The sequence below is a fragment of the Cellulosimicrobium funkei genome (assembly GCF_001019615.1).
GTDB classification, from domain to species: domain Bacteria; phylum Actinomycetota; class Actinomycetes; order Actinomycetales; family Cellulomonadaceae; genus Cellulosimicrobium; species Cellulosimicrobium cellulans_E.
On the sequence record NZ_JNBQ01000060.1, the window covers coordinates 1 to 13,946 of the forward strand.

16 protein-coding genes are annotated in these 13,946 nt (G+C 75.2%); 12 read left to right on the forward strand and 4 right to left on the reverse strand.

Going from position 1 to position 13,946, the window contains the following annotated elements; translation table 11 throughout:
• From FB00_RS20190 to FB00_RS20195, 3 genes are all read left to right on the forward strand, one after another.
• A partial coding sequence (locus tag FB00_RS20190; RefSeq protein ID WP_231581967.1) for an alkaline phosphatase family protein occupies positions 1 to 790 on the forward strand: 790 nt, incomplete at its 5' end.
• A 1-nt stretch (position 791) separates the two neighbouring features.
• Positions 792 to 929 carry a hypothetical protein gene (locus FB00_RS22945; protein WP_231581968.1) on the forward strand — a complete coding sequence of 46 codons (138 nt, stop codon included), beginning with the start codon at positions 792 to 794 and terminating at the stop codon, positions 927 to 929.
• Positions 930 to 1,014: 85 nt separating this feature from the next.
• Positions 1,015 to 1,656 carry a thymidine kinase gene (locus tag FB00_RS20195; RefSeq protein WP_047234718.1) on the forward strand — a complete coding sequence of 214 codons (642 nt, stop codon included), beginning with the start codon at positions 1,015 to 1,017 and terminating at the stop codon, positions 1,654 to 1,656.
• An 82-nt stretch (positions 1,657 to 1,738) separates the two neighbouring features.
• On the opposite strand, the gene sepH is transcribed toward FB00_RS20195, so the two are convergent.
• Complete coding sequence (gene sepH, locus FB00_RS20200; protein ID WP_047234719.1) at positions 1,739 to 2,881, reverse strand: septation protein SepH; 1,143 nt, start codon at positions 2,879 to 2,881, stop codon at positions 1,739 to 1,741.
• Between the two features lie 252 nt (positions 2,882 to 3,133).
• Here sepH and FB00_RS20205 point away from each other — a divergent pair, with 252 nt between their 5' ends.
• From FB00_RS20205 to FB00_RS20215, 3 genes are all read left to right on the forward strand, one after another.
• Entirely contained in the window at positions 3,134 to 3,787 is a 654-nt protein-coding gene (locus FB00_RS20205) for a trimeric intracellular cation channel family protein (protein ID WP_231581969.1), read from the forward strand.
• A 3-nt stretch (positions 3,788 to 3,790) separates the two neighbouring features.
• Positions 3,791 to 4,648, forward strand: coding sequence for an inositol monophosphatase family protein (locus FB00_RS20210; protein WP_047234721.1), 858 nt, complete (start codon positions 3,791 to 3,793; stop codon positions 4,646 to 4,648).
• Between the two features lie 322 nt (positions 4,649 to 4,970).
• Positions 4,971 to 5,270, forward strand: coding sequence for a DUF4193 domain-containing protein (locus FB00_RS20215; protein WP_047234722.1), 300 nt, complete (start codon positions 4,971 to 4,973; stop codon positions 5,268 to 5,270).
• A gap of 117 nt (positions 5,271 to 5,387) precedes the next feature.
• On the opposite strand, the gene FB00_RS20220 is transcribed toward FB00_RS20215, so the two are convergent.
• A complete protein-coding gene (locus tag FB00_RS20220) occupies positions 5,388 to 5,903 on the reverse strand; it encodes a DUF3093 domain-containing protein (protein ID WP_082141554.1) in 516 nt (171 codons plus the stop codon).
• A gap of 76 nt (positions 5,904 to 5,979) precedes the next feature.
• Between FB00_RS20220 and dut the strand changes: the two genes are divergently transcribed.
• The 4 genes from dut (at position 5,980) to FB00_RS20240 (ending at position 8,790) form a co-directional block, all read left to right on the forward strand.
• Complete coding sequence (gene dut / locus FB00_RS20225; protein ID WP_047234723.1) at positions 5,980 to 6,456, forward strand: dUTP diphosphatase; 477 nt, start codon at positions 5,980 to 5,982, stop codon at positions 6,454 to 6,456.
• A 161-nt stretch (positions 6,457 to 6,617) separates the two neighbouring features.
• Positions 6,618 to 7,358: a DUF3710 domain-containing protein gene (locus FB00_RS20230; protein ID WP_047234724.1), complete on the forward strand. Its 741-nt coding sequence runs from the start codon at positions 6,618 to 6,620 to the stop codon at positions 7,356 to 7,358.
• 1 nt (position 7,359) lies between these two features.
• Entirely contained in the window at positions 7,360 to 7,734 is a 375-nt protein-coding gene (locus FB00_RS20235; RefSeq protein WP_047234725.1) for an OB-fold nucleic acid binding domain-containing protein, read from the forward strand.
• A gap of 117 nt (positions 7,735 to 7,851) precedes the next feature.
• Positions 7,852 to 8,790 (forward strand): DUF3159 domain-containing protein, encoded by a 939-nt coding sequence (locus FB00_RS20240; protein ID WP_082141556.1) that lies wholly within the window; start codon positions 7,852 to 7,854, stop codon positions 8,788 to 8,790.
• Between the two features lie 26 nt (positions 8,791 to 8,816).
• Here FB00_RS20240 and FB00_RS20245 read toward each other — a convergent pair whose 3' ends face one another.
• Positions 8,817 to 9,554 (reverse strand): potassium channel family protein, encoded by a 738-nt coding sequence (locus FB00_RS20245; RefSeq protein WP_047234729.1) that lies wholly within the window; start codon positions 9,552 to 9,554, stop codon positions 8,817 to 8,819.
• On the reverse strand, positions 9,554 to 10,207 hold the full coding sequence (locus FB00_RS20250; RefSeq protein WP_047234730.1) for a potassium channel family protein: 654 nt from the start codon (positions 10,205 to 10,207) through the stop codon (positions 9,554 to 9,556). Before FB00_RS20250 ends, FB00_RS20245 begins: the two co-directional genes overlap by 1 nt.
• A gap of 94 nt (positions 10,208 to 10,301) precedes the next feature.
• Here FB00_RS20250 and FB00_RS20255 point away from each other — a divergent pair, with 94 nt between their 5' ends.
• Positions 10,302 to 12,305 (forward strand): APC family permease, encoded by a 2,004-nt coding sequence (locus FB00_RS20255; protein WP_047234726.1) that lies wholly within the window; start codon positions 10,302 to 10,304, stop codon positions 12,303 to 12,305.
• 114 nt (positions 12,306 to 12,419) lie between these two features.
• Entirely contained in the window at positions 12,420 to 13,811 is a 1,392-nt protein-coding gene (locus FB00_RS20260) for a class I SAM-dependent RNA methyltransferase (RefSeq protein WP_082141557.1), read from the forward strand.
• Positions 13,812 to 13,946 lie beyond the last annotated feature (135 nt).

Genomic DNA, 13,946 nt, shown 5'->3' on the forward strand with positions numbered 1-13,946 from the left:
TGCGCTCTCTCCTGCCCGACGCGCGGGCGCTCACCTCGACCTTCCCAGCACGACGGCCGCCGCGATCGGCGCGTTCGGCACCGGCACGGCGCCGGGGCGCACGGGCATGCTCGGGTACACGCAGCGCAACCCCACGACGGGTGGGCTCGCCAACATGGTGTCGTGGGAGGGCGCGCCGGCCCCGGCGGAGCTCCAGCGCGAGACCCCGGTGCTCGAGCGGCTCGCCGCGGCGGACGTCGCCGTGACCTCGACCGGCCCCGCGCGGTTCGCCGGGTCCGGCATGACGGTCGCCGCCCTGCGCGGCGGGTCGTACGCCGCGGCGGAGGGCCTCGGGGCGCGCGTCGACGCCGCGGTGCGGGCCCTGTCCCGGCCGGGCCTCGTCTACCTGTACTGGGGCGAGGTGGACAAGGCGGGCCACCACCACGGCAGCACGTCCTGGCAGTGGGGCGACGAGCTCGAGGCGCTCGACCGCGAGCTCGCCCGGCTCGCCCGGTCGGTCCCGCGGGGCACGCTCGTGCTCGTCACCGCGGACCACGGCATGGTCGACGTCGACCCGGCGCTGCGCCGCGACGTCGCCACGGACCCGGTGCTCGCACGGGGCGTCGCGCTCGTCGGCGGAGAGCCGCGCGCGGTGCACGTCTACACGGAGCCGGGGGAGACGACCGCCGTCGCGGCGCGCTGGCGCGACGTCCGTGGGCGACGACGCGCTCGTCCTGGAGCGCGAGGAGGTGCTCGCGCGCGGACTGCTCGGGCCCGACCCGCGCCCGGAGGCGGTCGCTGCCGCCGGTGACGTGATCGTCGCGCTGCGCGGGCGGGCGACCGTCGTCGACTCCCGAACCCAGACGCCCGCGTCGCTCGCCCTCGTCGGCGTGCACGGCTCGCTCACCGAGCGGGAGATGCGCGTGCCGCTGCTCGTCGCCGGGACCTGACGACCCGCGACGCCGGGCGTCACCCCACGCCACGTCGCGGCCCGCCCACGACCCCGCACCGACCGACCTCGCGAAGGAACGCCCGATGGCCGAGCTCGTCTTCTTCTCCGGGACCATGGACTGCGGCAAGTCCACCCTCGCCCTCCAGCTCGACCACAACCACGCCGCACGCGGCCGTCGCGGGCTGATCTTCTCCCGCAACGACCGGGCGGGGACCGACCGGCTCTCGTCCCGGCTCGGGCTCGAGGTCGTGGCGCGCGAGGTCCGGGACGACACCGACTTCTGGACGCTCGTCACGGCCGAGCCGGACCCGGTCGACTACCTCGTCTGCGACGAGGCGCAGTTCTACTCGCCGGCGCAGGTGGAGCAGCTCGCGCGGCTCGTCGACGAGACGGAGATGGACGTCTTCGCGTTCGGCATCACCGCCGACTTCCGCACCCGGCTCTTCCCCGGCTCGGCCCGGCTCATCGAGCTCGCCGACCGGGTCGAGGTGCTCCAGGTCGAGTCGCTGTGCTGGTGCGGACGGCGCGCGACGCACAACGCGCGCACGGTCGACGGGAGCATGGTCGTCGAGGGCGACCAGGTCGTCGTCGGGGACGTCGGGGCGGGCTCGGGCGAGGTCGGCTACGAGGTGCTGTGCCGCCGGCACCACATGCGCCGCATGACGACGGCCCTCGCGCGTCGCCAGGCGGCTTCCGACGGCCTGCCGCTCGACCTGCCACGCTGACCTGCCACGCTGACCCGATGAGCTGACCCGGCGCCTGTGGCCGGCGTGCGCGCTCGGCGTGCGCGGTCGCTACGGGGGGCGCCTACTCCGGGCGGGCCCCGAACACGATCTCGTCCCAGCTCGGGACCTTCGCACGCGAGCGGTTCTTCCCCTTGCGCGGCTCGCGCGCCGTCTGGGGGCGCGCCGCAGGTGGCGGGGCGTCCCCGTCTCCGGGTGCAGGGGCGTCGGCCGAGCGGTCGTCGGGCGAGGGGCGGTCGCCCGCGCCGTCCTCCGGCTCCGGGCCCGCGTCGTCCCGGCCGCTCTCGGACGCCGGCTCCGGAAGGCGCACGGCGTCGAGCGGCCGGATCGTCGGGAGGTGGACGACGGTCCCGCCGGCAGACGTGGCCGCGTCGTCCCGAGAGTCGCCCTGCGACCTGTCCGGGTCCGGGCCGATGCCGACCTGCGGGCCGAACCCCTCGAACGGCTCCTGCCCGTCGACCTCGACCGGCCCCGTCGGCGCCTTGCGCGGGCGCACGCCCCGACGCTGGCTCAGGTCGTCGAGGAGCTCGGCCGTCCCGTCGTCGGCGGGCGGAGCGGTCGGGGGAGCGGCGCGGAGCCCCCGGCCGCGCCCCGTCGCGTCGACGTCGAACACCGCGACGGCCCCGGGTGTCGGGTCGCGCGGGGCGTCCGTCCCCGAGAGCCAGCGGGCCTCGTCGTCGAGCGCCTGGAGCGCGCGCGTCGCGGCGTCGTACTCCCAGCGGGCGGTCCGGCTGCCCGTCCCGACCTCGAAGGTCGCCGTCACGACCCACGACGCCCCGGGCTGGCGCGCGGCGCTCCACTCCACGGTGCCGGGCTCGACGTCGCGCGCGGCGAGCCGCTGCGCGACGAGGTTCCCGACGGTCGGCGAGTCCTCGTCGTGCCCCTGGCGAGAGGCGCGGACCCGGTCGACGACGTACTCCTGCTCCGCGACCACCGGGCCCGCGAAGCGGCGCACGTTCTCGACACCGAGGCCGGCGGCCTCGGCGACCGTCTCCACGGACTCCCCGGCGCGCAGCCGGGCCTGGATCTCGCGCGGCGCGAGGTTGCGCTCGCCCTCGGCACGCAGGTGCTCCAGGTGCGGGCGGTCGCGTCGCACGGCCGCCCGCAGCGACTCGGTGATCGGCAGCGTGAACTGCGTGCCGCCCGTCGCGCGCAGGACGAGGTGCTCCCCGTCCTCGTGCAGTCTCACCAGCTCCAGCTCGTCCATGGACCCTCCCGTGTCGCCGCGCCCGGTGGCGCTCGCGGTGCCGCTCCGGACGGCTGCCCGGTCGCTCGCCCTGCCGTCCGGTGCCGGGCCGCGAGCCGGTCTCCCGGGCTCGGCGGACCGCGACGCCCGCGTCACCGCTCCCTCGAGGGTGCCATCGTCCCACCCGCGAGCCGCGCAGCACGCGCGGTGTGCCGCGGACTCGGCACGCGCTCGTCCGCGCCTCGGGGGCGGGCGGCTGGGATGATTCCGGGTGTGATCCTCGATCTCGTGCCCGGCGACGCCCTCGAGCTCGGCGGCGTGTTCTTCGCGGCGCTCTCGGGCGGGCTCGCCGCCGTGCGCAAGCGGTTCGACCTCGTGGGCGTGCTGGTGCTCGCCTGGGTCGCCGGCCTCGGCGGCGGTCTGCTGCGCGACGTCCTCATCGGCGCGATCCCCCCGGTCGGGATCTCCGACTGGCGCCTCGTCGCCGTCGCGGTGCTCGCGGGCGTCGTGACCTTCTTCTGGCACCCGCGCCTCGAGCGGCTCCGGCGGAGCATCATCGTCCTCGACGCGGGCGCGCTCGCACTCTTCGTGCTCTCCGGCACGATGAAGGGCCTCGACTACGGCGTGGGCCCGCTCGCGGCGGTCTTCGCCGGCGTGATCACGGGCGTCGGCGGTGGCATCCTGCGCGACCTGCTGACCAACGAGGCGCCGCTGCTGTTCCAGGACAAGCAGCTCTACGCGATCCCGGCGCTCGCGGGCGCCGCGCTGACGGCCGGGCTCGCGGAGGCCGGCGCGCTCGGCCTGCTGTCCCAGGCGGCGGTCCTCGCGCTCGTGTTCGGCTTCCGCCTCCTCTCCCTGCGCCTCGGCTGGTCCGCGCCCGGTCCGTGGGAGGGTCGCACCGCACGCCGCGGGTCGGGCAGGATGTGAGCCGTGCGCCTCTTCATCGACGATCCCCGACAGCCCGACGACGTGACCGTGGCCGACCTGCGCGACCTCGCGGAGCGTCTCGCCCGCGAGGCGGGCGACCTCGTCCGTTCCGGTCGCCCCGACCGTGTCGAGGTGGCCGCCACCAAGTCGACGGCCACGGACGTCGTGACGCGCATGGACGCCGACTCCGAGGCGCTCCTGCGACGCGGCATCGCGGCGGCCCGCCCGGACGACGCCGTCCTCGGCGAGGAGGAGGGAGCCTCGTCCGGGACGTCCGGCATCACGTGGGTGATCGACCCCGTCGACGGCACGGTCAACTACCTCTACGGGATCGCGTCGTACGCGGTGTCCGTCGCCGCGGTCGTGGGCCCGCCGGACCCGCTCGAGTGGACGGTCCTCGCCGGCGCGGTGCACTCCGTCGTCGACGGGCGCACCTGGACGGCGGGCCTCGGGGCAGGCGCGACGGTGGACGGACGCCCGGTCCGCGTGAACGCCGAGACGGACCTGGGGCAGTGCCTCGTGGGCACGGGCTTCGGGTACGACGCCGACCGCCGGCGCGCGCAGGCGCGCGTGCTGGTCGACGTGCTGCCCCAGGTCCGGGACATCCGCCGCCTGGGCTCGGCGGCGATCGACCTGTGCCTCGTCGCCTCGGGCGAGCTCGACCTCTACTACGAGCGCGGCCTCAACCCCTGGGACATGGCCGCGGGCGCCCTCGTGGCGCACGAGGCGGGGGCCCGCGTCACGGGCCTGCGGGGCCGCGCCGCGGACCGCGAGATGACCGTCGCGGGGCCGCCCGAGGCGGTCGCGCGGCTCGTCCGGATCCTCGAGGACGCGGACGCCGACACCGACACCGACTCCTGACCGCCCCCGGGCAGCCTGGGAGCGTTCCCGCCCTGCCGGTCCGGACGACCCCGTGTTCGCCCGTGACGAACGACACCGGGCGGGCGGGGCGTCACAGGGTGCATCCCTCCCGGAAATGGTGCAGAATCCGGTGGCCCGCCGGGAACAATTCCGGTGCGCCGTGCATTGACCAGCGTGCAACGCCTCGACGACCTCGGGGCACGACACGTCACGGGGTGCCCCCGCGCCCCGCACCTGTGCCGCCCGGCACGACCGGCCATCGCCGGTGGTCCCGGACGGGCACTGTCGCGATCGACGAATACTCCGGAGAGTGACCCCACAGATGGCAACAGACTACGACGCCCCCCGCAAGAGTGAAGAGGAGCTCAGCGAGGACTCGCTCCAGGAGCTCCAGGCTCGTCGCTCCGACAAGAGCTCGGGCGTCGTTGACGAGGACGAGACCGAGGCGGCGGAAGGTTTCGAGCTGCCCGGTGCCGACCTGTCCGGCGAGGAGCTCTCCGTCCGGGTCCTGCCTCGTCAGGCCGACGAGTTCACGTGCTCGAGCTGCTTCCTCGTGCACCACCGCAGCCAGCTCGCGTACGAGAAGAACGGGCAGCAGATCTGCTCGGAGTGCGCCGCCTGACCTGCACGACGCCCGAAGGCCGTCGCCCCCTTCCTGGGGCGGCGGCCTTCGTCGTCCGCGGTGCGCGCCGCGTGGGGCTCGTCGGGCCCGGCGGGCCGCCCCCCGGGTCGTGCCCCGTCAGGACGCGCGCGCGGCCCGGATCGCGTCCGCGAGGCGCTGCGGGTGCCGCGTGGAGACGAGCCAGTACGGCGTCGGGTCCTGCGGGTCGTCGAGCGCGACGTGCACACCGGTGCGGGCCCAGGCGCGCAGGCACACGTACGCGCGGGCGTCGAGGCGGGGACCGAGCTGGACGCGCATCGCCTCCGCGTCGAGGGTCGTGACCTGGCCGAGCAGGGACACGGGGATGTGCGCCCGCCCGGCCCGGAGCTCGCCGTCCGCCACCGCGACGACCGGCGACGTCCACCAGAGACCGGCGACGCCCGCTGCCGCGGCGAGCGCGCCGACGCCGAGCGCGATGGCGTGGCTCGCGGGCCACAGCGCGATCCCGAGGACCAGGGCGAACCCGAGGGCCGCGGCCCAGCCGCCGACGCCCGGGACCAGTCGCTCGCGGTACGGCGTCGCGCCCCCGGCACGGGGTGCCCCGGCGGATGCCGGGGTCGAGGAGGGCGTGCTGCGGTCGGCGGGGTCCGTCATGGGTCCATCATCCCAGCAGTCGTGGCGTCGCCCGACGTGCTCGCCGGGCCTGCCCGCGACCACTAGGCTCTGCCGGGTGCCGAACCACCACCAGCCCGAGACCGGGGACGTCGACGTCCTCATCACGCTCCTCGACGACGTGCCCCTGCCGTCCTACGCGCACCCGGGCGACGCCGGCGCCGACCTCGTGACGACGGTCGACGTCGAGCTGGCGCCGGGGGAGCGCGCCGTCGTCCCGACCGGGGTCTCGATCGCGCTGCCCGACGGCTACGCGGCGTTCGTGCACCCGCGCTCCGGTCTCGCCGCGAAGCACGGCCTCACGGTCGTCAACGCGCCGGGCACCGTCGACGCCGGCTACCGCGGCGAGATCAAGGTGACGCTGCTCAACACGGACGCCCGCGAGGCCGTCGTCCTGCGGCGCGGCGACCGCGTCGCGCAGCTCGTCGTGCAGAAGGTCGAGCGCGCGCGCTTCGTGCAGGCCGAGCGGCTGCCCGGGTCGCACCGGGGCGAGGGCGGCTTCGGGTCGAGCGGCGGGTGGGCCGCGGCGACCTGACCGGTCGCGGACGGGCGGTCCGCGCGAGAACCGGGTGCCCGTCGTCGCGCAGCGAACGTCGCACCACGACCGTCGCTGCGCGGGCTAGTGTGGAAGCAGTGCGGGGCGAGCGCCCCGTGAGGAGTCCCGGCCGAGGGCCGGGCAGGTGAAGGAGTTCCTCCGTGGGTCTGTTCCGTCGCTCCAGGTCGTCCGAGCCGACCGAGTCGCCCGAGCCGTCGGGCACGACGTCCGCGCCGGTCGACGACGGCGCGCCCGTCGAGGCGGCGAGCGAGGAGAAGCCCGCCCGCGGGCCGTACGACTCCTCCCAGGTCCCCGAGCGTGGCCCCCGGCTCGACCTGGGCGCCGTGTGGCTGCCGGGCGTGCCCGGGATGGAGCTGCGCATGGAGGTCGACAAGAAGACCCAGCGCATCACCGGCGTCGCGTGCGCGGTCGCCGGATCCGGTCTCCAGGTGCAGGCGTTCGCCGCGCCCCGCACGGACGGCATCTGGGACGAGATCCGCGGGGAGATCGCCGCGTCGGTGACCAAGCAGGGCGGCACGGTCGACGACCTCCCCGGCCCGTTCGGCCGCGAGCTGCTGGCCCGTATCCCCGCGCAGACGCCGGACGGGCGTCCCGGCGTGCGGCCCGCCCGTTTCGTGGGCGTCGACGGCCCGCGCTGGTTCCTCCGCGGCGTGCTCACCGGCAAGGCCGCGGTCGACCCGGCCGAGGCACGGCTGCTCGAGTCCGTGTTCGCCAACATCGTCGTCGTGCGGGACCAGAGCCCGCGCCCGCCGCGCGACCTCCTCGCCCTGCACCTGCCGGGCAAGGGCCCGGCCGCCGCGGCGCCGGCGCCCGCCGGCGCCCCCGAGACGCCCTCGTTCGACCCGCTGACCCGTGGGCCGGAGATCACGGAGATCCGCTGACATGGCCCCCACGCTGCGGGAAGCCTGGCGCACCGCCCTCGCCTCCCAGGAGGAGCTCGCCGCCGACGAGGAGCGCTCCGAGGCGGCACGGCAGAAGGGCTGCCGCGCCGTGTCCGAGCTGCCCAACCGCCGTCGGGCCAAGATCTCCGGCGTCCTGCGCTCCGTGGTGCTGCGCCCGCGCGAGGGCGTCCCGACGGTCGAGGTCGAGCTGTTCGACGGCTCCGGCGTCGTGGACCTCGTGTGGCTCGGCCGTCGACGCATCGCGGGGATCGAGCCCGGTCGCCGCGCCCTCGTCGAGGGTCTGGTGTGCGACGTCGACGGGCGTCGCACCATCTTCAACCCGCGCTACGAGCTCCTCGCCAAGCCGGGGGAGTGACCTCGCTCCCGCCGACGCGCGGCGGTGCCGTACGATCCTGCGGACGCGCCGCGGAGGACCCGGGCCAGTCGTCCGGACCGTAGCCGACCGACCCCGAGCCACCGAGGACGCCACGAGATGACGAGCAGCAGCGACGCGAGCGGCGGCCCCGCGGACGGGCGTCCCGGCCCCGGGCGCGCCCCGGAGGGACTCGCGCACGACGCCGACGTCGCGGAGACGGTCGTCGACGACGTCACCGCGCCCGAGGACGGTCGCGCCCGCGGCGTCCGCGCGCTCGCCGGGCAGGAGTTCTCCGTCGCCGACGCGATCGGGGGCGTGCGCGGGCTCGTCGAGTCGGTCGCTCCGGGCCTCGTGTTCGTCGTCGTCTACGTCGCCACGACGAACCTTCAGTGGGCGCTCGTGACCTCGGTCGCGGCGGCGCTCGTCGCGGTCGCGGCGCGGCTGATCCAGCGCACCCCCGTGACCCAGGCGTTCGGCGGCCTCCTGGGCGTCGGCATCGGCGTGATCTGGGCGTGGCGCTCGGGCGAGGCGCAGGACTACTTCGCGTGGGGCCTGTGGACGAACGCCGCGTACCTCGTCGCGCTCCTCGTCTCCGTCCTGGCCCGCTGGCCGCTCGTCGGCCTCGTGGTCGAGGGCTTCCGCAGCGGGTTCGGCGCGGGAGCCGCGTCGGGGTCGGCGGGGACGACGACGGACCCGTCACCGGACGCGGTCGACGCCGCGGACTCCTCGGCCGAGCCGCGGCCTGCGGCCGCGACGCCGGCCGGCACCCCCGTCGACGCGGGCGCCGCCGAGCCCGGCGCGTTCGCCCGCTGGGCCCGCACCTGGCGGTCCGACCGCACGCTGATGCGCCGCTACACCGCCGCGACGTGGCTGTGGATCGGGTTGTTCGCCGCCCGGCTCGCGGTCCAGGTCCCGCTCTACCTCGACGGCGACGTCGGCTGGCTCGGCACCGCGCGCCTCGTCATGGGCATCCCGCTGTGGGCGCTCGTCCTGTGGCTCACGTGGATCCTGGTGCGTCGGCCCCACGCCGCGGCGCCCTCGCAGCCGACGGCGTAGCCCGGCGGACGCGGGGAGGGGCCCCGTCAGAGGACGCCGTCACCGGCCGGGGGGACCTCGGGCGCCTCGACGGGCGCGTCCGGCGCGGTCGGCGCCGCCTCCGCCTCGCCCGCGAGCAACCGGGAGAGGGCGCCCTCGTCCGCCTCGTCGCCCGTGACGAGCAGGAGCTCGTCACCTACCTCGAGCGTGTCGTCCTGGCTGGGCGCGATCGGTCGCGTGCCGCGGACGATCGCCGCGAGCACGGTGTCCGGGGGCCAGCTCACCTCGCCGACGCGGTGGCCGACGAGCGGCGAGCTCGGGGGCAGGGTGACCTCGAGGATGTCGGCGCCGGACTGGTGGAAGGTGAAGATGCGGACGAGGTCGCCGACGGCGACGGCCTCCTCGACCATCGCCGTCATGATGCGCGGCGTGGACACGGCGACGTCCACGCCCCACGACTCGTCGAACATCCACTCGTTCTTGGGGTTGTTCACGCGCGCGACCGTGCGGGGCACACCGAACTCGGTCTTGGCCAGGAGCGACACGACGAGGTTCACCTTGTCGTCGCCCGTCGCCGCGACGATGACGTCGCACTCGTCGACCTTGGCCTCGGCGAGCGTCGAGAGCTCGCACGCGTCGGCGAGCAGCCAGTCCGCCTCCGCGACCTGGGCGACCCGCATGGCCGCCGGCTGCTTGTCGATGAGCATGACCTCGTGCTCGTGGCTGAGGAGCTCGCGAGCGATCGAGCGGCCGACCGAGCCCGCTCCGGCGATGACGACGCGCATCACTCGGCCTCGACCTTCGGTGCGTGGGTGAGCCTGCGTTCGACGACGGCGGCCTGTTCGTCGTCCATGAGCACGTGGAGCACGTCGTTCTCCTGGAGGACGGTGCGGTCGGTGACGAGGACTCCGTCGCCGAAGCGGCTGACGAACGCGACGCGCGCCCCCGTGGCGTCCTCGATGGCGCGGACGGTGCGCCCGACCCAGTCGGGGTGGAAGTCGACCTGCGCGAGCCGCACGCGGCCGGACGGGTCGCGGTACTCGTCGGTCGCGCCGAACGGGAGCATGCGCCGCAGCACCTGGTCCGCCGTCCAGCGGACCGTGGCCACGGTCGGGATGCCGAGGCGCTGGTAGATCTCGGCGCGCTGCGGGTCGTAGATGCGAGCCACGACCTTCTCGACGCCGAACGTCTCCCGCACGACGCGCGCGGAGAGGATGTTCGAGTTGTCGCCGTCGGAGACCGCGGCGAACGCGTACGCGTCCTCGATGCCGGCCTGCACGAGCGTGTCCCGGTCGAAGCCGACCCCGGTCACCTTCTTCCCGGTGAACTCGGCCGGGAGACGCCGGAACGCGTCGGGGTTCTGGTCGACGACGGCGACCGAGTGGCCGCTCGACTCGAGCGACTGGGCGAGCGTCGCGCCGACGCGGCCGCAGCCCATGATGACGAAGTGCACGCACCGAACGCTACCGCTCGCCGGGCCGGTGGGCGCGCACCAGCGCGACCGGGCGCCGTCGGGCATAGCATGAGGCCTCGTGTCGGAGATCGCTGATGCCGCCAAGCGGCTGCTGCTCGGGCGGCCTGTCCGCAGCGAGCACCTGGGGCACACGCTGCTCCCCAAGCGTGTGGCCCTGCCCGTGTTCGCGTCCGACGCCTTGTCGTCCGTCGCGTACGCCCCGGACGAGATCCTCCTGACGCTCGCGATCGCGGGCCTGAGCGCGACGATGATCTCGCCGTGGGTGGGTCTCGCGGTCGTGGTCGTGCTGCTGACGGTGGTCGCGTCGTACCGGCAGAACGTGCGTGCCTACCCGTCGGGCGGGGGCGACTACGAGGTCGCGACCGTCAACCTCGGCCCGACCGCGGGCGTCGGCGTCGCGTCGGCGCTGATGGTCGACTACGTGCTCACGGTCGCCGTCTCGATCTCGTCGGGGGCGCAGTACGCGGCCAGCGCGATCCCCGCGCTGCGCGACCACGAGGCCGCGTTCGCGGTCGGCCTCGTCGTCGTGCTCACGCTCGTCAACCTGCGCGGGGTCAAGGAGTCCGGGACGTTCTTCGCGATCCCGGTCTACCTCTTCATGCTCGCCATCGGCACGACGGCGGTCGTCGGGTTCTTCCAGTACGTCACCGGCAGCCTGGGCGCGGCCGAGAGCGCGGAGTTCGAGCTCACGGCCGAGAGCGGGTTCGACCAGGGGCTCATCGGCATCGCGGGCGCGTTCCTCGTGGCGCGCGCGTTCGCGTCCGGGTGCGCGGCGCTCACCGGTGTGGAGGCGATCAGCAACGGCGTCCCGGCGTTCCGCAAGCCCAAGTCGCGCAACGCCGCCACGACGCTCGCCCTCCTGGGCGGCATCTCGGCCGTGATGATGATGTCGATCCTCTTCCTCGCGCGCGCGACGGGCGTGCACTACGCGGAGGACCCGCACACGCAGCTCTCGCTCAACGGGGAGCCGCTGCCCGTGGACTACGTGCAGCACCCGGTGATCGGGCAGCTCGCCGAGACGGTGTTCAGCGGGGTGCCCGTGCTGTTCTACGTGGTGTCCGCCGTGACGGGGCTGATCCTGGTGCTCGCCGCGAACACGGCGTTCAACGGCTTCCCCGTCCTCGGCTCGATCCTCGCCAAGGACGGCTACCTGCCGCGCCAGCTCCACACGCGCGGCGACCGGCTCGCGTTCTCCAACGGCATCATCACGCTGGCCGTGGCGGCGATCGTGCTCATCTGGGCGTTCGACGCGGAGGTCACGCGCCTCATCCAGCTCTACATCGTCGGCGTGTTCGTGTCGTTCACGCTGTCCCAGCTCGGCATGGTGCGGCACTGGACGCGCGCGCTGCGCACCGAGCACCAGCCGCGCGAGCGGTCGCGCATGCGGCGCTCGCGCGTGGTCAACACGGTGGGCCTGGCGATGACGGGGACCGTCCTCGTCATCGTCCTCATCACGAAGTTCACGCACGGCGCGTGGATCGCCATCCTCGCGATGGCGCTCGTGTTCGTGCTCATGAAGTCGATCCGCAAGCACTACGACACGGTGCGGGACGAGCTCGCGCTCGGCGACGAGGCCGCCGCCGCCCGGGCCCTTCCCAGCCGGGTGCACGCCATCGTCCTCGTCTCCAAGATCCACCGCCCCACGATGCGTGCGCTCGCGTACGCGCGGGCCTCGCGCCCGTCGGTCCTGGAGGCCGTCACGGTCGGCGTGGACGCCGAGGACGTCGAGGACCTCATGCGGCAGTGGGAGGCGCTCGACCTCCCGGTGCCGCTGCGCGTGCTGGACTCGCCCTTCCGCGAGATCACGCGGCCTGTGCTCTCGTACGTCCGGTCGGTGCGGCGCGAGTCCCCGCGCGACCTCGTCGTCGTCTACATCCCCGAGTACGTCGTGGGCCACTGGTGGGAACAGCTCCTGCACAACCAGAGCGCGCTGCGCCTCAAGGGCCGCCTGCTGTTCACGCCGGGCGTCGTCGTGGCGTCCGTGCCGTGGCAGCTCTCGTCCACCGAGGGGCAGACCGGGCTCGAGGGCGAGGGGTTCCGCCAGCGCTTCACCGGGTACTGATCGTCGGGCGGCCACGGTCGTGACCTGGGCCCGCTCCCGAGAGGAGCGGGCCTTCGTCGTGCGCGCAGCGGCGCCCCGGCGGGTGCGTCGGGCCGTGTCCGGGATACTGGGGGCATGCCGTCCTCCTCGCGTGGTCCTGCCGTGCCCTCCGACCGACCGTCCGACCCCTTCGCGGACCGTCGCGCCGCGCGCGGCGGCGGGCGCCGTGCGACCCGCCGTCAGGGCGGTCGGACGACACGTCAGTCGGCCCGCGTCGACCCTCGACCTGAGGTCGAGGTCGAGCTCGAGGTCGGCCCGGTGGCCCACGGCGGCCACTGCGTGGCGCGGTACGACGGGCGCGTCGTCTTCGTCCGCCACACTCTGCCCGGGGAGCGGGTGCGCGCCCGGGTCACGGAGGGCGGGGAGGCCGCGAGGTTCTGGCGCGCCGACGCCGTCGAGATCCTCGAGGCGTCGCCCGACCGGGTCCCGTCGGTGTGGCCGGAGGCCGGTCCGGGGGGTGTCGGCGGCGGCGAGCTCGCGCACGTCGCGCTCGACGCGCAGCGCCGCTGGAAGCGGGACGTGCTCGCCGAGCAGCTCCGGCGGCTCGGGAAGGTCGACCTCGACGAGCTTGACCTTCAGGTAGAGGTCGAGGGTCTGCCGGGCGACGACGAGCGCGGCGGCCTCGGCTACCGGACGCGCGTGGACCTCGTCGCCGACGGCACGGGTCGTGCGGGCATGCACCGCTTCCGGTCCCACGACGTCGTCGCGCTGGACGGCATGCCGCTCGCCACGGAGGATGTCGCGGAGCTCGCGGCGCGCGAGAAGGTCTTCACGCGCACCTGGCGGGCGGGCACGCGGATCGAGCTCGTCGCGCCCGTCGGCTCGGCGCCGGTCCTCCTCGTGGACGGCGAGCCGTGGCGGTCGGGCTCGCCCGACCAGCGCCCCAACGCGCGCCGCAGCGTGACCGAGCGCGTCGTCCTCGACGGCCAGCAGCACGAGTACCGCGTCGCGGCGGGCGGGTTCTGGCAGGTGCACCGCGAGGCGCCGGCCACGCTGACGCGCGCGGTGCTCGACGGCGTGGGGGACGTCGACGGCGCGCGCGTCCTCGACCTGTACTCGGGCGCCGGGCTGTTCACCACGCCCCTGGCCACGGCCGTGGGGGCGGCGGGCTCCGTGGTCGCCGTCGAGGGCGACGAGCGGGCCGTGCGCGACGCGCGCCGCAATGCGCACGGGCTCGACCGGGTGGAGCTGCACCACGGACCCGTCGAGCAGGTGCTCGCCGACGACCCGACCGGCGCGGACGTCGTCGTGCTCGACCCGCCGCGCGTCGGTGCCGGCCGCGCCGTGGTCGAGACGATCGCGTCCCGGCAGCCCTCCCGGGTCGTGTACGTCGCGTGCGACCCCGCCGCGCTCGCGCGCGACGTCTCCTACCTCGCCGGCCACGGCTACGGGCTCGCGTCCCTGCGCGCGTTCGACCTCTTCCCGCACACGCACCACTTCGAGGCGGTCGCCGTCCTGACGCGCTGAGGCGGCAGGGCGCTCGGCCCTGCGTGAGCCCGGGTGCGTCCCGGCGCGTGGCGGGAGGACGATGGGGGGAGACGGTCGGACGAGCAGGACGGTGACGGGCATGACGAGCACGGGTGCGGCGAGCGGCTCGACGGT